General features: G+C 72.6%; 19 protein-coding genes. 16 read left to right on the top strand and 3 right to left on the bottom strand.

Annotation, left to right across the window (positions count from 1 at the left end; genetic code table 11):
• Positions 1 to 53 precede the first annotated feature (53 nt).
• Genes hisG (AB0B96_RS31345) through AB0B96_RS31335 form a run of 3 tightly spaced genes read right to left on the bottom strand, consistent with a single transcriptional unit; the run spans position 54 to position 2,384 of the window.
• Positions 54 to 944 carry an ATP phosphoribosyltransferase gene (gene hisG / locus AB0B96_RS31345; RefSeq protein WP_362904484.1) on the bottom strand — a complete coding sequence of 297 codons (891 nt, stop codon included), beginning with the start codon at positions 942 to 944 and terminating at the stop codon, positions 54 to 56.
• A gap of 17 nt (positions 945 to 961) precedes the next feature.
• Positions 962 to 1,666: an SDR family NAD(P)-dependent oxidoreductase gene (locus AB0B96_RS31340; RefSeq protein WP_362904482.1), complete on the bottom strand. Its 705-nt coding sequence runs from the start codon at positions 1,664 to 1,666 to the stop codon at positions 962 to 964.
• Positions 1,653 to 2,384 (bottom strand): phosphoribosylaminoimidazolesuccinocarboxamide synthase, encoded by a 732-nt coding sequence (locus AB0B96_RS31335; RefSeq protein WP_362904480.1) that lies wholly within the window; start codon positions 2,382 to 2,384, stop codon positions 1,653 to 1,655. Before AB0B96_RS31335 ends, AB0B96_RS31340 begins: the two co-directional genes overlap by 14 nt.
• 170 nt (positions 2,385 to 2,554) lie before the next feature.
• On the opposite strand from AB0B96_RS31335, the gene AB0B96_RS31330 reads away from it, so the two are divergent.
• From AB0B96_RS31330 to AB0B96_RS31255, 16 genes are all read left to right on the top strand, one after another.
• The gene (locus AB0B96_RS31330) at positions 2,555 to 3,817 is read left to right on the top strand and encodes an aminotransferase class III-fold pyridoxal phosphate-dependent enzyme (protein WP_362904478.1); all 1,263 of its coding nucleotides are present in this window, start codon (positions 2,555 to 2,557) and stop codon (positions 3,815 to 3,817) included.
• A complete protein-coding gene (locus AB0B96_RS31325; protein WP_362904476.1) occupies positions 3,810 to 4,841 on the top strand; it encodes a Gfo/Idh/MocA family oxidoreductase in 1,032 nt (343 codons plus the stop codon). The genes AB0B96_RS31330 and AB0B96_RS31325 overlap by 8 nt, the downstream gene beginning before the upstream one ends.
• A 26-nt stretch (positions 4,842 to 4,867) precedes the next feature.
• Positions 4,868 to 6,622, top strand: a complete 1,755-nt coding sequence (locus tag AB0B96_RS31320) for an ABC transporter ATP-binding protein (protein ID WP_362904474.1) — start codon at positions 4,868 to 4,870, stop codon at positions 6,620 to 6,622.
• Positions 6,615 to 8,393 (top strand): ABC transporter ATP-binding protein, encoded by a 1,779-nt coding sequence (locus tag AB0B96_RS31315; RefSeq protein ID WP_362904472.1) that lies wholly within the window; start codon positions 6,615 to 6,617, stop codon positions 8,391 to 8,393. The genes AB0B96_RS31320 and AB0B96_RS31315 overlap by 8 nt, the downstream gene beginning before the upstream one ends.
• Positions 8,390 to 8,923 carry an NUDIX domain-containing protein gene (locus AB0B96_RS31310; RefSeq protein ID WP_350949630.1) on the top strand — a complete coding sequence of 178 codons (534 nt, stop codon included), beginning with the start codon at positions 8,390 to 8,392 and terminating at the stop codon, positions 8,921 to 8,923. The genes AB0B96_RS31315 and AB0B96_RS31310 overlap by 4 nt, the downstream gene beginning before the upstream one ends.
• A gap of 4 nt (positions 8,924 to 8,927) precedes the next feature.
• On the top strand, positions 8,928 to 9,815 hold the full coding sequence (gene hisG, locus AB0B96_RS31305; protein ID WP_362904469.1) for an ATP phosphoribosyltransferase: 888 nt from the start codon (positions 8,928 to 8,930) through the stop codon (positions 9,813 to 9,815).
• A gap of 14 nt (positions 9,816 to 9,829) precedes the next feature.
• Positions 9,830 to 10,684, top strand: a complete 855-nt coding sequence (locus AB0B96_RS31300; RefSeq protein WP_362904467.1) for an HAD family hydrolase — start codon at positions 9,830 to 9,832, stop codon at positions 10,682 to 10,684.
• Between the two features lie 53 nt (positions 10,685 to 10,737).
• Positions 10,738 to 11,787 carry a BMP family ABC transporter substrate-binding protein gene (locus AB0B96_RS31295; RefSeq protein ID WP_362904465.1) on the top strand — a complete coding sequence of 350 codons (1,050 nt, stop codon included), beginning with the start codon at positions 10,738 to 10,740 and terminating at the stop codon, positions 11,785 to 11,787.
• Complete coding sequence (locus tag AB0B96_RS31290) at positions 11,784 to 13,295, top strand: ABC transporter ATP-binding protein (RefSeq protein WP_362904463.1); 1,512 nt, start codon at positions 11,784 to 11,786, stop codon at positions 13,293 to 13,295. Before AB0B96_RS31295 ends, AB0B96_RS31290 begins: the two co-directional genes overlap by 4 nt.
• Positions 13,292 to 14,428: an ABC transporter permease gene (locus AB0B96_RS31285; protein ID WP_362904461.1), complete on the top strand. Its 1,137-nt coding sequence runs from the start codon at positions 13,292 to 13,294 to the stop codon at positions 14,426 to 14,428. Before AB0B96_RS31290 ends, AB0B96_RS31285 begins: the two co-directional genes overlap by 4 nt.
• Complete coding sequence (locus tag AB0B96_RS31280; protein WP_362904459.1) at positions 14,425 to 15,642, top strand: ABC transporter permease; 1,218 nt, start codon at positions 14,425 to 14,427, stop codon at positions 15,640 to 15,642. Before AB0B96_RS31285 ends, AB0B96_RS31280 begins: the two co-directional genes overlap by 4 nt.
• Before the next feature lie 11 nt (positions 15,643 to 15,653).
• Positions 15,654 to 17,774, top strand: coding sequence for a N,N-dimethylformamidase beta subunit family domain-containing protein (locus tag AB0B96_RS31275; protein ID WP_362904457.1), 2,121 nt, complete (start codon positions 15,654 to 15,656; stop codon positions 17,772 to 17,774).
• Entirely contained in the window at positions 17,771 to 18,682 is a 912-nt protein-coding gene (locus AB0B96_RS31270) for a hypothetical protein (RefSeq protein ID WP_362904455.1), read from the top strand. Before AB0B96_RS31275 ends, AB0B96_RS31270 begins: the two co-directional genes overlap by 4 nt.
• Positions 18,683 to 18,743: 61 nt before the next feature.
• Positions 18,744 to 19,676, top strand: coding sequence for a PfkB family carbohydrate kinase (locus AB0B96_RS31265; protein WP_362904453.1), 933 nt, complete (start codon positions 18,744 to 18,746; stop codon positions 19,674 to 19,676).
• Positions 19,673 to 20,398, top strand: coding sequence for a GntR family transcriptional regulator (locus AB0B96_RS31260; protein WP_350949620.1), 726 nt, complete (start codon positions 19,673 to 19,675; stop codon positions 20,396 to 20,398). Before AB0B96_RS31265 ends, AB0B96_RS31260 begins: the two co-directional genes overlap by 4 nt.
• The gene (locus AB0B96_RS31255) at positions 20,391 to 21,377 is read left to right on the top strand and encodes a nucleoside hydrolase (RefSeq protein WP_362904450.1); all 987 of its coding nucleotides are present in this window, start codon (positions 20,391 to 20,393) and stop codon (positions 21,375 to 21,377) included. Before AB0B96_RS31260 ends, AB0B96_RS31255 begins: the two co-directional genes overlap by 8 nt.
• The last annotated feature ends 15 nt before the right edge of the window (positions 21,378 to 21,392 follow it).

Here is a 21,392-nt window from a genome sequence, read left to right as displayed (position 1 = left end):
CGTGTGCCGGTCAACTCGGCGCGGCCTGTACGGCGACGCGGCGCGGGCCGGCGTCATGGCCGCGTCGCGTTCGTGGCGAGGATACCGATTCCGGTCTCGGTGACGGTGACGGCGCCGGCCGACAGCAGGACGTCGATCGTCTCGGGCACGTCCCGGCTCGGCAGCACGCCCTGCAGGACGACCATGTTCTCGTCGCCCAGCTCCGCGCCGGCCCGCCACGAGCGCCCCGGCATGGCCGAGGTGACCTGCGGCAGACACTCGGCGGGGGCGCGGACGGTGAGCAGCACGTTCGCCGGGCCGACCCAGGCGCCGCGCAGCAGCCGGGCGACCTTCCCGATGACGGCGCGTCGCCTCTCGTCGGCGTAGGCGGCGGGGTTGGCGATGAGCTGGGCGCCGCAGGTGCGGATCGTCTCGATGACGCGCAGGTTGTTCTGCCGCAGGGAGTGTCCCGTCTCCACGACGTCGACCATCACGTCGGCCAACTCGGGGATCTTGGCCTCGGTGGCGCCGTAGGAGACGACCACCTCGGCGCGCCGTCCGGCGTCCTGGAAGAAGCGGCGGCCGATGTTGGGGTACTCGGTGGCGACGCGGACACCGTCGGCGAGGTCGGCCACGCTGGTCGCCGGGTGGTCGGCGGGCACGGCGAGGACGAGCCGCCATGGCCTCTCGGTGTTGCGGGAGTAGTCGAACGACTCGACCACCTCGACCTCGGCGCCGGTCTCCTCGACCCAGTCCGCGCCGGTGAGCCCCACGTCGAACGAGCCGTTCTGGACGACGAGCGGGATCTCGCGCGGCTTGTAGAAGGCGACCTGCGCGGTGCCCGCGTACTCGATGGTGCCCCGGTAGGAGCGCTCAAAGGGCCGTCGTACGTCGAGACCGGCGGCCGCGAAGAGTTCCAGCGCCCGCCGTTCCAGGGATCCCGTCGGCAGAGCGAGCGAGATCATGCTTCCTCCTCCGCGCGTCAGATGTGTAACAGCCGGTCGATACCGGTGATCGGCGGCGTCGCCAGGTCGGCGGGGCGCACCTCGATCTCACCGACGACGAGGTCGGTGGGCCAGGAGTCGACGATGCTGCCGACGCAGCGGGCGATCGAGCGGGTGCTCATCTTGTAGGGGTCGGTGTCGCCGTCGAGGTTGGCGATGGCGCCGGGCGAGACGAGACAGGCGCGTACGCCGTTGCGCCGCTCCTCCAGCAGCAGCGTCTCCACCAGCGCCTTCAGGCCGGCCTTGGTGGCGCTGTAGGCGGCCCCGCCCTCGAAGTAGCGGGTGCCCGCGTGGCTGCCCATCGCGACGAAGACGCCGCGGCTGGCTCGCAGCGCCGGCAGCGCGGCCTGAACGAGGTGGAAGCAGGCGCTGAGGTTGATCGCCACCAGGCGTTCCCAGTCGGCCTCGCGCAGGTCGGCGATCGGGTCCAGGACCCGGTCGACGGCGTTGGACACGCAGACGTCCAGCCGTCCGGTCGCGGCCAGGACGTCGGCGACGGCCCATCTGATCTCCGCGGGCCGCGACACGTCGCAGCGCCGTTCGCCGAGCCAGTCCGCGCCGGCGAGGGAGCGGTTCAGGGAGAAGACGCGAAACCCGCGCCCGCGCAACTCCTCGGCGATGGCCCGGCCGCTGCCCCGGTTGGTACCGGTGATCAGCGCCACCCGGCCGTCATCTGATGACATCGAGGATGCGACTCCACTGGTTGACGATCTCGTCGGCGTCGACGCCGTCACGGAACAGGTCCTTGTCCAGCGGGGACCCGTCCTCGTGCCGCAGGCGCATGCAGTCCTGTGAGATCTCGGAGATGACGGTGAGGCCGCCTTCGGCGGTGACGCCGAAGATGAGGCACATGTCCCAGAGGTCCACGGGGTGCAGCCAGGAGCGCAGTGTCTCGTTGACGGCCAGGGCGCGCTCGCGCATCTCCTCGACGGGCAGTCCGAGGACGCGCAGGTAGTCCTCGCCGATCGGCTGGTCCTCGGGGTCGATTCGGTAGTCGAACTTCACGACCGGGCGCGGCAGTGGCGCACCGTCCTCGAACAGGCCGGGGTACTTGCGGGTGGTCGACCCGGTGGCCCGGTTCTTCACGATGACCTCGAAGGGCGGGGCCGGGCAGTAGTCGGCGAGGTAGGAGTCGGGGCCGACCCGCTCACGGAACGCGCACGCCACCCCCGCCGCCTCGATCCGGGCCGCAGCTTTTTCATAAAAAGCCAGCCGTAACGGCCCGGTACGCTCCACCATTTCGTCGCGCTGGTATGTGAAACTGCGCAGGCTGGGGACTATCTGCACCAGACATCGGCCCTCGGGCAGTCGCCACAGCCGTTTACTGCGCCCGACGATATCCGGCTGTACCGTTCCGGGTATTTCGGAGATCGGAATTCGCCGACTCGATCCGTGGTCCACATCGCCTCCATATCGGAGTTCGGCTCGACCCACCGCTTCGACCGTCGCACCCTTATCCAGGCGTTGTAAACCTAGAAGAAGGTTCACTTGACCCTGCTCGCAGGCCGCCGCTACGGTCTCGGAAATTAAGCTCTCGATCTTATTCACGGTTTCCGGAGAGGAGGAAGATCTTGTCGAAAAACGAGCGAATAGCTCACTCGAAGATCACTCGTAAGTTTCGGTCCGAAGGACGCCAACTCCTGTTCACGCAGGGGCAGGGCGGTGAGGTTTCGGATGCGAACGGGATGACGTACATCGACTTCGTCATGGGATACGGGCCGGTGATAATCGGCCACTCGGACGAACTCTTCAATGAAATTCTGTGCGGCTATCTCGGTAACGGCGTGATGATGCCGGGCTACACGACCTTCCACGCGGAGTACTTGGAACGGCTGCTCGGCGAGCGGACCGGGGACCGCGGCGCGTTCTTCAAAACCGCCTCCGAGGCCGTCACCGCGACCCTGCGGCTGGCCGCGATGCGCAACGGCCGGCTGGGAGTGCTGCGCAGCGGTTACATCGGCTGGCATGACGCGCAGATCGCCAACTCCCTGAAGTGGCACGAGCCGCTGCACTCGCCGCTGCGCGGGAAACCGCGCTACACCGAGGCGATGCGCGGCATCGGCGAGAGCGAGCCCGCGGTGAACTGGGTGGACTTGCGGCTGGAGTCGCTGGCGGAGATCCTGGAGCGCTACCGGGACCGGCTGGGCTGTTTCGTCTTCGACGCCTACCTGGCCTCGTTCACCACCCCCGAGGTGCTGCGGCAGGCCGTCGCGATGTGCCGGGACGCCGGTCTGCTCACCGTCTTCGACGAGACCAAGACCGGTGGCCGTATCTCGCCGCTCGGCTACGACCACGACCACGCCATCGGCTCGGACCTCATCGTGATCGGCAAGGCGCTGGCCAACGGGGCGCCGCTGAGCCTGGTGGTGGGTGAGGCCGAACTGCTGGCCGACGCCGAACGGGCCCGGCTCAGCGGTACGTTCTCCAAGGAGATGATCGCCGTGTACGCGGCGCTGGCGACCCGCGACATCTTGGACAAGCCCATCGGTGACGCGCCGGACGGCTGGGCCGAGATCGGCCGGATCGGCACACGGGTGGCGGCCGTCCTGACCGCAGCGGCCGAGGACGCCGGTGTGGCGGCCCTGGTCGGTGCCCGCCCCGTTCTCGGCGGCGGGATGTTCGAGCTGGTCTACCACGATGAAGCGCTGCTGGGTGACAAGGTGCGGCGTGAGGCGCTGCTCGCCGCGCTCACCGGCGCCGGCATCCTGCTCCTCGAAGGGCACCCGTCGTTCGTCAGCCTGGCACACCGGCAGATCGACCCCGATGAGCTGCGCGGCCGGGCGCGCCGAGCCTTCGAGCGGTGGAGCACGAGCGTGGAGGCCGGCCGTGACTGACCTCCCGCGCCTCGCCCTGGTCGGCTGCGGCCGGCAGATGAGCCAGAATCTCCTGCCGTTCCTCCAGCGCGTGCGCGGTCACCGGATCGTGGCCTGCGTCGACCCCGACCTGTCCTTGGCCAAGGAACTGCAGCAGGAGTCCGGGGCCGCGCTCTGCGCCGACTCGATCGAGGCGCTCGACCTGGACACCGTGGACGCGGCCGTCATCGCGGTGCCGCCCGAGCCGTCGTACCGGCTGACCCGCCGGCTGGTGGAGGGCGGCGTCGACTGCTTCGTGGAGAAGCCCGCCGGGCCCTCGACGCCCGCGTTGCAGGATCTGCACCACGTCGTGGACCGCAGCGGCCGCAACGTCCAGGTGGGCTTCAACTTCCGCTACGCCGAGACGCTGCGGCGGCTGCACGAACTGAGCCGCGACGCCCGGGCGACCTCGTGCTCGGTGACGATCGACTTCTACAGCCGCCATCCCTCGGCCCCGCAGTGGGGGGTGGACACCACGCTGGAGGCGTGGATCCGGCACAACGGGGTGCACGCCCTTGACCTGGCCCGCTGGTTCACCCCCTCCCCCGTCGTCCAGGTGAACGCGCACGTCATCCCGGGTGAGGACGACCGCTTCCAGGTGAACGTGTTCCTCCGGCACCGCGACGGGTCCCTGTCGACGTTGCGGATGGGCAACCACGTCAAGCGGTTCCTGGTGGGCGTCATGGTGCAGGGGATGGACGGCAGCCGCTACAGCGCGCCGTCCCTGGAGCGGGTGACCCTCGATCTGGCCGACGGCCTGCCGCTGGGCCAGGAGCTGTACGGCACGAAGAACCTCGATCACGGCTGGGACCGGAGCGGCTTCGGGCCGGAACTGGAGGCGTTCGTGGCATCCTGCGGGAACGACGCCCCCCGTGCGGGTGACACGCCGTCGATCGCCGACGCGCTCGCCGCCTCCGTGCTGGCCGACCAGGTGATGGAGGAGATCGACCGGGACGGTAAGAACGGCCTGGGACACCTGCCGGACGCGGCCCGCGCCTCGGTGTAGGTGAGCCGTTGACCAGGGAGGGGGCCATGGACCGGACGCGACCGGCGGGCCGGGCCGGGCGAGCACGGCAGGTCGCGTCGCCGGCCGTGCTCGGGTGGATCGCCACCCGGCTGCGCGTGCACCGGCCGCTGCTGGTGGTGTTCACCGTGGCGGCGGTGGCGGCGAACGTGTGCACGACGCTGGTGCCGGTCCAGATCGGCACGGCGTTCGCCGAGGCGACCGGCGAGCGTGCCGACCCCGGCGTGCTGGCCGCCGCGGCGGTCGCCACCGCGCTGCTGGCGGCCGGCCGGTTCGCCGCCGACCTGCTCTCGCACGGCTCGATGGAGGTTCTCGCCCAGCGGGTCAAACGCGACGTGCGCGACGAGCTGTACCGCAGTCTGCTGGCCAAGCGCATGTCCTTTCACGACCAGCAGCGCATCGGCGACATCCTGGCCCGCGCCATCAACGACGCGCGGCTCGTCGACTACATGTTCAGCCCAGGGGTGTCCACCGCGTTCAACGCGCTGCTCGCCCTGGTGGTGCCGATCGTGTTCATCGCCTCGCTGAATCCCCAGCTCCTGCTCGCCCCCGGCGCGCTGGTCGTGGTGTTCGCGGTCGCGCTGCGCCGGCACCTGCGGCGGCTGCAACCGCTGACGATGCGCATCCGGGAGACGTTCGCCGACCTGAACGAGCGTTTCTCCACCACGTTGACCGGCATCGCCACCGTGAAGGCGGCCACCCAGGAGGAGCACGAGCGGCTCGCGTTCCGGCGGGCCGCCGCCGCCTACCGGGACGCCTTCGTGCGGCGCGGCCGGGCGCAGGCCGTCTACCTGCCCGCGCTCAGCTTCGCCGTCGCGATGGCCGTCGGCGCCCTGCACTCCCTGTACCTGTACGGCCAGGGCGAGCTGGCGCTCGCGCAGGTCGTCACCTACCTGGGCTGGCTGGTGGCGCTGGCGCAGCCGGTCACGTTGTCGGAGCAGGCCGTGCCGGTCGTCCAGGAGGGGCTGGCCGCCGCCGCCCGGATGCGGCAGATCATCGACGGGCCCGGCGACCTCGAGGAGACCACCGGCGTCACGACGGCCGTCGAGGGTGCGATCACCTTCGACCGGGTGACCCTGCGCCACGACGGCAAGGACGTCCTGAGCGAGGTGTCCTTCCACCTGCCCGCCGGGCGCACGCTCGCCGTCGTCGGCCCCACCGGCAGCGGCAAGAGCATGCTGCTGAAACTCGTCGCGCGCATGTACGACGCCGACGAGGGGCGGGTGCTGATCGACGGCCGGGACGTACGCGACTGGGAGCCGGGCGCGCTGCGCCGTCAGATCGGCCACGTGGACCAGGAGATCTTCCTGTTCTCCAAGAGCGTGCTGGACAACGTCGCCTTCGGCGCACCCGCGGGGGCCGCGGAAGAGGACGTCAAGCGCGTCGCCAAACTGGCCTGCGCCGACGACTTCGTCCAGGAGATGGAGCACGGCTACGCCACCGTCCTGAACGAGGGCGGCACGACGCTGTCCGGTGGTCAGCGGCAAAGGCTGGCCATCGCCCGGGCGCTGCTCACCGACCCGCGTGTCCTCACCCTGGACGACGCGACGAGCGCGATCGACGCGCGTACGGAGGCGACCATCACCGAGGCGATCGAGCGGGCGACCGCCGGCCGCACCACCGTGCTGGTCTCGCACCGTCCGGGCCAGATCCGGCGCGCGGACCTCATCGTGCTGCTGGACGCCGGGCGCGTCGTCGACCTCGGCGGGCACGACGAGCTGATGGCACGCTGCGCGCTCTACCGGGAGACCTACAGTGACTGACCTGTTCGCGGGCCTGCACGCCGACACCTACGACCGCGTGTACGGCAACCGCCGGCTCCTGGTGCGTATCCTGGCCTATCTGCGCGCCCGGCGCGGCACGATGCTGGGCTGCGCGGTCCTTGTCGTGGGGTCGGCCCTGCTGACCGCCTCGGTGCCCGTCGTCATCGCGCGGCTGATCGACGAGGTCGGCGGCGGGGCGGGGCTGGGCCTGTGGCTGGGCCTGTTCGTCGTCGCCGCCGCGGTGCTGGCGTGGGCGATGAACTGGGCGCGCCAGGCCGTCACCGCCCGGCTGGTCGGCGACGTGGTCTACCGGCTGCAGTGCGAGGCCGCCGACGCCGCGCTGGACAAGGACGTCGTCTTCCACGACGACAACTCCGTCGGGCGGGTGCTCAGCCGGGTCACCGGCGACACCGAGGGCTTCGGCTCGGTGATGACCCTCACCTTGAACCTGCTCAGCCAGTCGCTGCTGGTCCTGCTGCTCGGCGGCGTGGTGTTCTGGACCGACCCGGGCCTGGGTCTGATCATCGTGGCCGCGTTGCCGTTCCTGCTGGGGGCGGCGCTGGCCTTCCGCCGGATCGCCCGCACGGCGGCGGCCGCCACCCGGCGGGTGATGGCGAAGGTCAACGCCAACGTCCACGAGTCGATGATGGGCATCGCCGTCGCCAAGAGCTTCGGCCGCGAACAGACCGTCTACGACGACTTCGACGACGTCAACCGGCTGTCGTACCGGGTGTACGTGCGCCAGGGGCTCATCTACGCGGTCATCCTGCCGGTGCTGACCCTGCTGGCGGGACTGGCGACGGCCGTCGTGCTCTACCAGGGCGGGCGTTTCGCGATGCTCGGCCGGCTCTCGCCCGGCGAGTGGTACTTCGCGCTGCAGGCGCTCGGCATGCTGTGGCAGCCGGTCACCCAGGCGGCGGCGTTCTGGAGCCTGTTCCAGCAGGGGCTGGCCGCCGCGGAACGGGTGTTCGCGCTGATCGACGAGCGGGGATCGGTCGTGCGGGGAGGGAGCGAGCCGGTGTCGCGCCTGAACGGTGAGATCGAGGCGCGCGGCCTGCGTTTCGGCTACGGCTCCGGCGGCCCCGTCTTCGACGGGCTGGACCTGCGGATCGCCGCGCGCGAGACGGTGGCGATCGTCGGGCGCACCGGGGGCGGCAAGTCCACCCTCGTCAAGATCATCGCCCGTGCGTACGACTTCCAGGGCGGCGAGCTGCTCGTCGACGGCCGCGACGTCCGCGCCCTGGACCTGACGGCCTACCGGCGGCGCGTCGGCGTCGTCCCGCAGCACCCGTTCGTGTTCGCCGGCACGCTGGCGGAGAACATCGCCTACGGCCGTCCCGGAGCCGGTCCGGCCGACGTCGAGCGCGCCGTCGACCGGATCGGGCGCCGGGTGTGGAGGCGCAGCATGCCGATGGCGCCGCACGAGCGGCTCGCCGACGGCGGCCGGGGGGTGTCGGTCGGGCAGCGGCAGCTCATCGCCGTGGCGCGGATGTTCGTGCGCGAGCCCGACATCGTGCTCCTGGACGAGCCGACCGCCAGTGTCGACCCCCTCACCGAGAGGGACATCCAGAACGCGCTGGCGCGGCTGTTCGCCGGCCGGACCGTCCTGGTCATCGCGCACCGGCTGTCGACCATCCGGCGGGCCGACCGGATCCTCGTCCTGGACGAGGGCAGGATCGTCGAGGACGGCTCCTTCGACGAGCTGCTGCGCCGTGACGGGCCGTTCGCCGCCTTGTACGCCACCTACTACGCCCACCAGGAGACGGCATGAGCAGCCCGCCGCCGGAGCGCTGCGCGCCGCACCCGCGGGAGTTCGACACGATCCAGCGGCGGGCCTCGGCCGAGGGCGTGCGCTGTGTGGTGGGAGCCGTCCTGGTCAACCCGCGCGGCGAGGTGTTCCTGCAGCGCCGCGCCCCGCATGTGCGGCTGTTCCCCGGCTGCTGGGACATCGTCGGCGGGCACGTGGAGGCCGGCGAGACGCTGTGCGCGGCGCTCGCCCGCGAGATCGCCGAGGAGACCGGCTGGCATCTTGAGCGGGTCGGCGACCTGGTCAAGGTGTTCGACTGGGAGGGCGGCGACGGCACCCGGCGGCGCGAGATCGACGTGCTCGCCACCGTCACCGGAGACCTGGAACGGCCCCGCGTCGAACACGACAAATTCGTCGAGGCCGGCTGGCTGGACGCGGCGCGGCTGCGCGTCCTGGCCGCCGGCGGCGAGGAGACCGGCATGGTCGATCTGGCTCTGCGCGCCCTCGCCATGCGCTCCCCCGCCGGCAACACCCCGCCTACCTGGAGACGCTGATCACATGATCTCGCTCGCGCTGCCCAAGGGGTCCGCTCTGGAGCGGCCGGTCCTGGACCTGTTCACCGCGGCCGGGCTCGGCGTGCGCCGGACGTCTGGACGCAGCTATCGGGCGAGCATCGAGTACGGCGGCCCGATCCAGGTCGTCTTCTTCAAGCCGCGGGAGATCCCGCTGGTCCTGCAGGACGGAGCCTTCGACGTCGGCGTCACCGGCACCGACTGGATCGAGGAGACCGGCGCCAAGGTCGAGGTCGTCGAGGCGGTGGCGGCGGGCCGTCCGTGGCGCATGGTGCTGGCCGTACCGGCCGAGGGGCCCGCGGGCCTGTCCCCCGGCGCCCGGGTGGCCACCGAGTTCCCCGGCATCGGCCGGCGCTATCTGCGCGGCCGGGGGTCGGCGGCCGAGGTGGTGCACTCCTACGGCGCCAGCCAGGCCAAGATCCCCGAGCTCGCGGACGCCGTCATCGAGGTGCTCGAACCGGGCGCGTCCCTCGCGCCGGGCCTGCGGGTCCTCGACACGGTGCGCACCTGCGCGCCGCGGCTCATCGCCGGGCCGCACGCGTGGCGGGACGCCGGCAAACGCGCCCGGATCGAGAAGGTGGCGCTGCTGCTGGCCTCGGTGCGGGCGGGGGCGGCGCACGTGCTGCTGACGGTGCGCACGTCGGCGCGCGAGTTGCCGCGCGTCGCGCCCGCGCTGCCGCCGCGCTCATGGCGCGTCGGTGACCTGTCCGAGGAGGGGGCGGTGGTGGTGCAGGGGCTGGCGGCACGGCGTGGCGTGGCCGAGACCATCGACGCCATCCTGGCCGCGGGCGCGGCCGACGTCGTGGTGTCCGCGGTCGGCCGGGTCGTGACCCATCGGCAGCGGTCTTCGTCGCGGGAGCCGTGCCGGCCGTGAGCAGCGTGCCGCCCGTGGAACGCCGAATGATCGTCTGTGACCTGGACGGCACGCTGCTCGACTCGCGCGGCGAGCTGTCCGAGCGCACCCGGGCGGCCGTGCGCCGCGTCCGGGCGGCCGGGCATGTGTTCGTCATCGCGACGGCGCGACCGGTCCGAGACACCCGGCACGTGGCCGCGGCCCTCAACGACACCGGCAACGCAGGCAACGCAGGCAACGCAGGCAACGCAGGCAACGCAGGCGACGCAGCCGACGCGAACAGCGCGGTCTGCGGCAACGGCTCCGTCGTCTACGACTTCGCCCGGGACGAGGTGGTCGATCACCACCCGTTCGCCGAGGCGGACGTGGTGAGGGCGCTGACGGCGCTGCGCGACCGCTTTCCCGGCATCCGGCTGGGCGCCGAGTGTCATCTGGAGCTGTTGCTGGAGGACGCCTTCGAGCTGGCCCCCGCGCTGGCCCGCGACGCCCGCCGGGTGGCGAGGCTGGAGGAGGCGATCGACTGGCACGGCGTCGGCAAGATCGTGGTCCAGCTGGAGGGGGCGGCCCGCGGATACTACGAGAGCGTGGGCACGCTGCTGCCCGGGTGCGAGGTCACCGTGTCGGCGGACGTGTTCTGCGAGGTGACCCGCGCCGGAGTGACGAAGGCGGCCGCCCTGGAGGCGATGGCCGACCGGCTCGGCTTCGGCCGCGCGGGGGTGATCGCCTTTGGCGACATGCCCAACGACCTGCCGATGCTGACCTGGTCGGGGACGGCGGTCGCGGTCGCCAACGCCCATCCGGCGGTGCTCGCCGCGGCCCATGAGATGACCGCGTCCAACGACGAGGACGGCGTCGCCGTATGGCTGGAGCAGTTATCAGAGAAGCATTGACACTTGTCTGATGAGTACTCATTCTGGTCAAAGCCCCGGTTTGGGAGGTACTTGTGTCCCGCCTGTTCACCCGGTCGTCAATCGCCCTTTGCTTCCTGTTCGCCCTCGTCGCCTGCGGAGGCTCGCAGGGCACCGCCCAGAACGCGGGGGCGAACGAGGCCGCCTCGGCTGCAGGTGCCGCCGGTCTGCGTGTGGGGGTCGCCTACAGCCGAGGCGGGCGCGGCGACAAGTCCTTCAACGACTCCGCAGGGGCGGGCGTCGATCAGGCCAAGGCCTCGTTGGGCATCGAGGTCAAGGAGCTGAGCCCGAACGCGGCCGGCTCCGACCTGGAGGAGATCCTGCGCCTCCTCGCCGAGACGGGCCACAACCCCGTCCTGGCCGTCGGCTTCTTCTACGCCCAGCCGCTCACGAAGGTCGCGCCCGCCTACCCGGGAACGCACTTCGTCATCATCGACGACGCGACGGTGAAGCTGCCCAACGTCACCAACGTGGTGTTCCGCGAGGAGCAGGCCAGCTACCTGGTCGGGGCCGCGGCGGCGCTGAAGTCCGCCACCGGGCGGATCGGTTTCGTCGGCGGCGTGCAGACGCCGCCCCAGGAGAAGTTCCTGGCCGGGTACGCGGCCGGCGCCCGCGCGATCGACCCGAAGATCCGGCTGTCGAGCGTCTTCATGACGCAGCCGCCCGACTTCAGCGGATTCTCCTCCCCCGACAAGGCGCGGGAGGCCGCCCGCGGCATGTACGACGGCGGCGCCGACATCGTCTACCACGCGGCCGGCGCCTCAGGGCTCGGCGTCTTCCAGGCGGCCAAGGCGGCACACAAGTGGGCCATCGGCGTCGACGTCGACCAGCGCCGCACCGTCGCCCCCGACCTGTCGGAGGTGATCCTCACCAGCGCCACCAAGCAGATCGACGTCGCGGTGCGGCGCGTCATCGAGGAGCAGGCGGCGGGCAAGGCGGTCTACGGGCTGCGCGAGTTCGGCCTGGACGAGGACGGTGTCGGCTACGCCACCACCGGCTCCGACCTCGCCGACATCCGCCCCCGGCTGGACGAGATCAGAAAGCGGATCATCGCCGGCGAGATCGACGTGCCGGTCACCCCGTGAGGCGGCCTTCGACGACCTCCCCGGGGGTGCCGCTCGTCGAGCTTCGCCGCATCACCAAGCGCTACCCCGGCGTCACCGCCAACCGCGACATGAACCTCCTGGTGCGGCCGGGCCAGGTGCACGCCGTGGTCGGCGAGAACGGCGCCGGCAAGTCGACCCTCATGCGCGTCCTGTACGGCGAGGAGCGCCCCGACTCCGGCGACCTGCTGCTCGACGGTGTCCCCGTGCGGTTCCGGTCGCCCGCCGACGCCATCGCGGCCGGCATCGGCATGGTGCACCAGCACTTCCTGCTCGCCGAGAACCTGACCGTGCTGGAGAACGTGATCCTGGGCGCCGAGACCTCGCGCCGCGGGCTGCTCGACCGCCGCACGAGCGCCCGCGCGCTGCGCGACCTCGGCGAGCGCTACGGCCTGGCCGTTGACCCCGGCGCCCGGATCGAGCACCTGGGCCTGGGCGAACGGCAGCGGGTGGAGATCCTCAAGGCCCTGTACCGGGGCGCGCGCCTCCTCATCCTTGACGAGCCCACCACGGTGCTGGCGCCCGGCGAGGTGGGGCGCCTGTTCACCAGCCTCGCCGAACTGCGCGCCCAGGGCCTGGCCGTGCTGTTCATCTCGCACAAGCTCGACGAGGTGCTCAGCGTCTCCGATCACATCACCGTCATCCGCGCCGGAACCGCGGTGGGCGAGTTCGCCGCCGGCGACGCCGACCCGGGCGTCCTCACCCGGCTCATCGCCGGCGGCGACCTGCCGCCCACCGTCCGCGGCGGGCGCACGGAAAAGGGCCCCGTCGTGCTGCGTCTGGACGGCGTGCGCACCGACGCCGTCCAGGCGGCCACCCTGGAGCTGGCCGAGGGCGAGATCCTGGGCATCGCCGGCGTCCAGGGCAACGGGCAGTCCGAGCTGATCGACGCGCTGGTGGGCACCCGCCAGATCACGGCCGGCACCGTGCGCCTCGGCGACCGTGACGTCACCCGGCTGGGCGTGCGCGGGCGCCGCCGCCTGGGACTGGCGTGCATCCCCGAGGACCGCCACCGCCACGCGCTGGCGCTGCCCGCCACGCTGTGGGAGAACGTCATGCTGGGCAGCGAGGACCTGCGCCGCCGCAGCCGGTGGCGCCTGGACCGCGCGGCCGCCCGGGAGGCCGCCGGGCAGATCGGCGCCCGCCTCGGCGTCGGCGCACCCTCCCCCGACGTCCCCGCCGCCGCGCTGTCGGGCGGCAACCAGCAAAAACTCGTCGTCGGCCGGGTGCTGCGCGGCCGTCCCCAGGTGCTGCTCGCCGCCCACCCCACCCTCGGCGTGGACGTCGGCGCCCAGGCCGTCATCTGGGATCTGCTGCGCGAGGCCCGCGACGCCGGCCTGGCCGTCCTGCTGGTCAGCGCCGACCTCGACGAGGTGCTCGGCCTGAGCGACCGCGTACAGGTGATGTTGCGCGGCCGGCTGACGCCCGCCCTGCCGGTCGCGGAACTCACCCGGCCGCGCCTGGTCCGGCTGATGACGGGCACCGGATGAACGCGATCATCACCCGGGCCGGGAAGGTGCCGCGCGTGCTCGCCGCGCCGGCGCTCGCGCTGCTGCTGGCCCTCGTCGTGGCCACGGCACTGCTGACCGCGGCGGGCGCGTCGCCGGGCAGGACATATGTGACGATGCTGGAGTTCGGCGCGCGGCCGGACTCGCTCGTCTCGGCCGTGAACCGCTCGGTCGTCTACTTCCTCGCGGGCCTCGCGGTGGCCGTCACGTTCCGCATGAACCTGTTCAACATCGGCGTGGAGGGCCAGTACCGCCTCGCCGCGCTGCTGGCCGCGGCCACCGGCGCGCACCTGGACCTGCCGGCGCCCCTGCACGTGGCCGTCATGTGCGCGGTCGCCATGCTCGCCGGGGCCGCGTGGGCCGCGCTCGCCGCGCTGCTCAAGGTCTGGCGCGGTGTGTCGGAGGTGTTGTCGACGCTGCTGCTGAACTATGTCGCCACCGGGGTCGTGGCGTACCTGCTGGCCGAGGTGTTCGCCGCCGGCAGCACGACGGGGTCGACCGCGGACCTGCCGCCCTCGGCCCGCCTGCCCGAGCTGAACGGCCTGCTCGCCGCGGCCGGGGTAACGCTCCCGGGCGGTGCGAGCCTGGGCGGGGCCGTGCTCGGTGCCGCGCTCCTGGGGGTGGCCCTGCACCTGCTGCTCACCCGGACGCTGTTCGGGCACGACCTGCGGATGAGCGGGCTGAACGCCGCGGCGACCCGCGTCCACGGCGTCGACCCCCGCCGCATGATCATCGTGACGATGCTCGTCTCGGGCGCGATCGCCGGACTGGCCGGGCTGCCCCACCTGCTGGGCACCGCCTACCACTTCGGCCTGGACTTTCCCGCCGGGGCGGGCTTCACCGGCATCGCGGTGGCCCTGCTCGGCCGCAACAGCCCGCTCGGCATCGCGCTCGCCGCCCTGCTCTTCGGCTTCCTGGAGCGCTCGGCGCTCATCCTCGACATCGAGGGCGTGCCCAAGGAGATCGTCACGATCATGCAGGGCGTCATCGTGATCAGTGTCGTGGTCGCGCACGAGGTGGTGCGTCGTGCCGAACGCCGGCGCGCCGCACGGCTGGTGCGGGAACGCACCGAGCCCGAGGCCACCCCGGCCCCGGCGCCGGGCGGGGTCTCGTGAACGCGCTGACGCGGCGGCCGCTGCTGATCGTCCTGCTCGTGCTGCTCGCGGTGGCGGGCGTCCGCGCCCTCACCGGCGAGGCGCTCACCGACTCCGGCATGGTCGGCGCCGCACTGCGCCTCGCGGTGCCGATCGGGCTGGCCGCCCTGAGCGGACTGTGGAGCGAACGCGCGGGCGTCGCCAACCTCGGCATCGAGGGCATGATGATCATCGGGACGGTGTGCGGGGCGTGGGCGGGCCACTTCCACGGCGTCTGGGCCGGGGTGGTGGCCGGAGTGCTGGGCGGCGCCGCCGCCGGACTGCTGCACGCCGTCGTCACCGTCACCTTCGGCGTCGACCAGGTGGTGTGCGGCATCGCCGTCAACATCCTGGCGGCGGGGGTGGCGCGTTTTCTGTGCGTCGTCGTGTTCGCCGGCCTGCCCGGCGCCGGGGCCACCCAGTCGCCCCCCGTCACGGGCGAGGTCGGCACCGTGAGCGTGCCGCTGCTGGCGGGCGGCGCGGGCGGCGGCGACCTGCTGGGCGACCTGGAACGCGGCGGCGTCTTCCTCCTCGCGGACGCCGCCGGCCTGCTGCGAGGGCTGCTGCACGAGGTGTCGTGGCTCACCGTGGCCGCCGTCGTGCTCGTCCCGGTCAGCGTCGTGCTCCTGTGGCACACCGCGTTCGGGCTGCGGCTGCGCTCGGCCGGGGAGCACCCGGCCGCGGCCGACTCGCTCGGCGTGCCGGTCCAGCGGATGCGCTACTGCGGCGTGCTGGTCTCCGGCGCTCTGGCCGGTCTGTCCGGCGCCTACCTCGTCACCGTCTCCTCCGGCCTCTACCAGGAGGGCCAGACCGGCGGGCGCGGCTTCATCGGCCTCGCCGCAATGATCTTCGGTAACTGGCGGCCGGTCGGCACGGCGGGCGGGGCGCTGCTGTTCGGCTACGCCGACGCCGTGCAGCTGCGCCAGGCGAGCGCGGTGCACACCCTGCTGCTTTTGGGCGCGATGCTGGCGTGGGCGACGGCGATCGTCGTCGCGCGACGGCGGCCCCGCCTGGCGGCGGGCGCGGCCCTGCTCGGCGCGGCCGCCTTCGCGCTCTTCCAGAGCACCGGCTCGGTGCCCACCCAGCTCATCTACGTCACGCCGTACCTGACCACGCTGCTGGTGCTGGCCACGGTCGCCCAGCGGCTGCGCATGCCCGCCTACGTCGGCCTGCCCTACCGGCGGGGAGATGCCTGACCATGACACACGTGCCGCGACCCCGGATGCTGGCCTACCTGGACCGCTGGTCCGCCTCCCCCGGACAGCGCGTGAACGTGCACGCGAGCGGGCCCGCCGGAGCCGCGCGGGTCGAGGTGGTCGACCTGGTGAGCCAGACCGTGCTCGGCCAGGCGATGCCGGTCGTCGTCGAGCCGCGGCGCCTGCTGACCGGCTCCCACCTGGAGGCCACCGGCGTGCCGGCCCCCGCCCGGGGCAGCGTCGCGCTGTGGCTGCGCCCGCACGGGGCCGTCGCCCGGCAGGTCGTGGCGGAGCTGGACACCGGCGACCGGCGGCTGCTGATCACCCTGGACGAGGCCGGACGTCCCGAGACCGTCATCGAGACCGGATCCGGCGTCCTGCGCGCGGGAGCGGGTTCGGCCCTCCCGCAGGGGGCGTGGTCGTTGCTGGTGGCCGCCTGGACGGCGGAGCCGTCCGGCACCCGGCTGCGTCTCACCGTCCGAGGGGCGATGCGCGACGACGCCACCGCGCACCGGGCGGACCTGCCGCTGGAGCCGGCGACCGCGACCCTGCGCTTCGGCGCGGGCTCCGGCCACCGCGACCCGTACGCCGGGCGCCTGGCGCTGCCCCTGCTGACCGGCGACGCGCTCACCTCCGGCGACTGCGACACCATGACGGGCCTGACCGGCGGCCCGGCCCTGGCCGGGCACCTGGGCGCCGGCCTTCTCGCCCTGTGGGACCCGGCCGCCGATCCGGGCGGCCCCGTCGTCCTCGACATCAGCGGAAACGCCCGGCACGCCCGCGCCGTCAACCGGCCGCTCGCCGGGCTCGTCGGCCCCGGCGAGGACGGCACCCGCACCGCCCTGCAGCTCAGCCCCGAAGACCTGGACGACGCCCGCTGGCCGCGAACCTGCTCGGTGACCGTACCCGTCGACGCCGGCTCGACCGTGCTCGGCGTGCGAGTGCGCGCCGGCGGTGACTCCCATGGTGACTGCCACGTTGTCCCGCTCGTCGTCCCCCCGGCCGGCCCGGCGCGCCCGATCGCGGTCGTCCTGCCGACGTTCACCTACCTGGCCTACGCCAACCACCGCCAGTCCAGCGAGGCCGAGTACTTCGGCGACTACTCGCACGTGACCGACCGGCGCATCGAGCTGTCGGACACCGACGTCCACCTCAACGCCCACCGCGACCTGGGCCTGTCCCTGTACGACCAGCGACGCGAGGGCGGCCCCGTCTACCACTCCTGCGGTCGGCGCCCGGTGCTCAACCACACGCCGGACTACCGGTGGTGGATGACCGGGGCGCCCCGGCACTTCGCCGCCGACCTGCTGCTGCTGCGCTGGCTGCACGCCGAGGGCTTCGCCTTCGACGTCCTGGCCGACGAGGACGTGCACACCGGCGGGGCCGCCCTGCTGGCGCGCTACCGCGTCGTGCTGACCGGCAGCCACCCCGAGTACGTCAGCGCACCGGAGCGCGAGGCCGTCGCGGCGTACGTGTCCGGCGGCGGACGGCTCATGTACCTGGGCGGCAACGGCTTCTACTGGGTGACCGGCGTCGATTCGCGCCACCCGAACGCGATCGAGGTGCGCCGCGGCCACACCGGCGCCTGGTGGGACAACGAGCCTGGAGAGGACGTCCTCACCTCGACCGGGGAGCCCGGCGGACTGTGGCGCGAGCGCGGCCTGGCGCCCCAGGAGTTGCTGGGCGTCGGCTTCACCGCCCAGGGCTGGGGCCCGGCGCCCGGCTTCACCCGCCTGCCCGACGGTTACCGTGCCGAGGCGGCCTGGGTGTTCGCCGGGATCTCCGATCCGGTCATCGGCCGCCACGGGCTCGCTCTCGGCGGCGCCGCCGGAGACGAGATCGACCGCGCCGACCCCGGCCTCGGCACCCCGCCGGGCACCTTGTTGCTCGCCACGTCCGCGGGCGGGCACAGCGGCCACTACCAGAACGCGCCGGAGGAGGCCCGTCTCGGCGCGGACGCCGTCCGCGCCGACATGACGCTGCGCCTGACCGGGGCGGGCGGCGCCGTCTTCGCCACCGGATCCGTCAACTGGGTGGCCAGCCTCGCCTGCTGCGACGGCGACGTCCGGCGCGTCACTCGAAACGTCCTGTCCCGGTTCCTTATCCCGAAACCCTTCAAAGGAGTGACGTGACCTTCGTCAGGACAAAGGCGCACGCCTACCCCTATCCCCGCACCTCCGGCGAGCTCACCGAGGAGCACCTGAGTATGCCCACCGCGACGCTCACGGCGATCGCGCGGCACCCGGTGACCGTGTATCCCGACACAGGCGCCCTCTACCACCGGCTGGCCCGTGAGATGGCCGACGAGCTGCGCGACAACAACCTGCGTGGCGAGCCCACCCGCTGGATCCTGCCCGTGGGCCCCAAGGCGCATTATCCGCTGCTGGCGCGCATCTGCAACCAGGAGCGCATCAGCTGGGCCGAGGTGCACGCCTTCCACATGGACGAGTTCCTCGACTGGCAGGGCCGCCCCGTCGAGCCGTCACACCCGTTCAGCTTCCGCGGCTACTGCGACCGCAACCTCTACCAGCTGCTGGACCCCGCGCTGCGCCCTCACCCCGGCAACGTCGTCTACCCCGACGTCCTCGATCCCGACGCCTACGGCGCCCGCCTGCGCGAGGTCGGCGGGGCCGACACGTGTTTCGCGGGCTTCGGCTACCGGGGGCACCTCGCCTTCAACGAGCCGCCCTCGAGCCGCTGGCACCGGTACACCGTCGAGGAGTTCGCCGCCTCCACCACGCGGATCGTCACCCTGCTCGACGACACGCTCGTGGCCCTTTCGCACCGGCTGACCGGCGGCTACACCCAGCCCATCCCGCCGATGGCCATCACGCTGGGCATGGCGGAGATCCTTTCCGCCCGGCGGCTGCACCTCATCACCGACGGCGGCGCGTGGAAGCGGTACATCGTCCGCGTGCTGCTGCTGACGACCGAACCGGAGGTGTCGCTCCCGGTCACGCTGGCGTACCGGCACCCCGACGTGCGCGTCTCGGTGGACGCCGACAGCATCGCCCCGTGCGCGGTGGGGCTGGGCGCATGACCCCGCCTTTGGCCCGCTCCCCTCACCAAGCACCGGCGCCCCCGAGAAAGGCGGTGCCCCGGTGACCGTGCTCGCGCTCGGCGCCTACACCCTGGACCTCTACATGTTCGGCGGCCGCCTGCCGTCCGCCGGCGAGAGCGTCAACGCCGCCGAGTACGCCACCGCGCACGGCGGCAAGGCGGCGAACGTGGCGGTCGCGGCGGCCAGGCTCGGCGCGCCCGCGCGTTTCGCCGGCTGCCTGGGCGAGGACGCCGACCGTTCGGCGGCGCTGGCGGCGTTGCGGGCCGACGGCGTCGAGGTGGGCGACTGCGCGATCGCCAAGGGCGTGGCCACCGGGCGCAGCTTCGTCTACGTCGACGACCAGGGGCGGCAGATCGTGATGACCTGGCCGGGGGCGGCCGGCCTTCTGGCCCCGGAGCGGGCGGCCGCGGCGGCCGCGCGTCTGCCGGCCGGGTCGGTTCTCGTCCTGCAGGGCGAGATCCCGGTGGCCACCTCGTGCGCGGCCGCGGCGGCCGTCTCGCCGGGAGTGCGCCTCCTGGTCAACCCCAGCCCGGCCGAGGCGTTCCTGGGGGCCGACGGGGCGGACCTGCTGAGCAGGGCCGACGTGGTGGTGCTCAACGAGGCAGAACTGAGCGTGCTGACCGGTGGCCGCACCGCGGACTCCTCGCGGTCTCTAGGCCTTCGTACCAAAGGAGGGGCCGTGGTCGTCACCCGGGGCGAGCGGGGGGCCGAGGTGAGCGACGATCACGGCACTATGCTGGTCGACGCACCCCGCGTGGACGCTGTCGACACGACCGGAGCGGGCGACGCCTTCACCGGTACGCTGGCCGCCACCCTGCGCGCCGGGCTGAGCCTGGCGGCCGGGGTCCGACTCGCCTGCAGGGTGGCCGCAGTCTCGGTCACGCGCCGTTTCTGCGTGCCCAGTTACCCGTCCGCCGGAGAGCTCGGTCTCGCCCCTCTCCACGGTCCACCGGCGCAGGAGATATCCGCATGACACCACGACCGCACACCCTGGCCGTCAGGATCCGCGACCGGCTCCGCCTCCTCATCGTCGAGCAGGGCCTGCGCCCGGGCGACAAGCTGCCGTCGGAGAACGAGCTGATGAACCTCTTCGACGCGGGCCGCACCAGCATCCGCGAGGCGTTCAAGCTCCTGGAGCAGGAGGGCGTCATCCAGGCGCGCCACGGTGACGGCCGCTACCTCACCGCGCAGCCGAGCCTGGATCGTCCGCTCACCCGCCTCGAAGGCGTGACGGAGATGCTCGCCAGCCGCGGTTTCACCGCCGATGACACCGTCTTGGACGTCGCCTCGGTCGAGCCGGACCGCCACCAGCGCGAGGTGTTGCGGCTGGCGCCCGGTGAGACGATCGTGCGCCTGGAGCGGCTGCGCCGGCACCGGGACGACGCGCTGCTCTACTCGATCGACCTGTTCCCGCGCCGGCTCGTCCGTCTCCCGCTGGACGAGGTCGACTGGTCCGGGTCGCTGTTTCAGCTCCTCACCGAGCACGGTCACACGATCGCGTACGCGGTCACCCAGGTCCGTGCCGTCACCCTGGATTCGGCGCAGGCCGAGCGCATCGGCGGCGCCGAGGCCGGCGGCGCGTGGCTGCTGCTCATCCAGACCCACCACGACAGCGCGGGGCGGCCCCTGCTGTTCTCGCAGGACTACCACCGCGGCACCGACTTCTCCTTCCACCTGGTGAGGCGCCGTGACTGACCCCCCGACAACCGGCACCGCGACCGGCACCGCCCCCGGTGCGCGCCGCCGCCACGTCGTGTTCGACCACGACGGCGCGCCCGACGACCTGCTGGCGCTGCTGCTGCTGACCCGCTACGAGAACGTCGATCTGCGCGGTGTCGCCGTCACCCCGGCCGACTGCCTGCCCGCGCCCGGCCTGTCGGCCACCCGCAAGATCCTCGCCTTGGTGGGCCGGGACGTACCGACGGCGCTGGGCGTGCTGCCCGGCCGCAACCCTTTTCCGCTCGCCTGGCGGATCGACGCCCTGCGGGCGGACGCGCTGCCCGTGCTCAACCAGCGCGGCCGCACCGTCCCCGCCGCTCAGGCGCCCCCGGCGCACGAGCAGCTCGCCACCTGGCTGGCGCAGGCGCCGGGACCGGTCACCGTGCTGGCCACCGGCCCGCTGACCAACATCGCCTGGTGCCTGAAGCACCATCCTCGGCTCGCGGCACGCATCGAGGAGATCGTGTTCATGGGCGGCGCCCTGGATGTGGCGGGCAACGTCCACCAGCCGGGCCACGACGGCACCGGCGAGTGGAACGTCTACTGGGATCCCGACGCCGTCAAGTGCGTGTTCGACTCCGATGTGCCGATCACCATGTTCCCGCTGGATGTGACCAACCGGGTGCCGGTGACCGCCGACTTCGTGGAGATCTTCGGCCGTGCGTACGGCGAGCACGTGAGCGACCTGGCCGGGTCGCTGCTCGCGCTCACCTTCGGCACGCTGGAGACCACCGGGCTGCCCTACTGCTGCTGGGACAGCCTCACCACCTCCTACCTCGCCGACCAGGACATCTGCACCTTCGAGACGGTGCGCTGCGATGTCGTGACCCGGAGCGCGAGCCAGGGACGAATCGTGCGAAGTGCCGGCGGGCGCGCGGTCCGCTGTGCCCGGTCGGTCGACGCCGACCGGTTCTACCGGCACTTCGTCACCACCCTCGCCCCGCGCGGGCGATGACCTCAACGACAGAAA

It is taken from the genome of Streptosporangium sp. NPDC049046 (assembly GCF_040649155.1).
Lineage (GTDB): Bacteria > Actinomycetota > Actinomycetes > Streptosporangiales > Streptosporangiaceae > Streptosporangium.
Note: the sequence above shows the minus strand (reverse complement) of the source record. Positions and strands in the feature narration are given on the sequence as shown.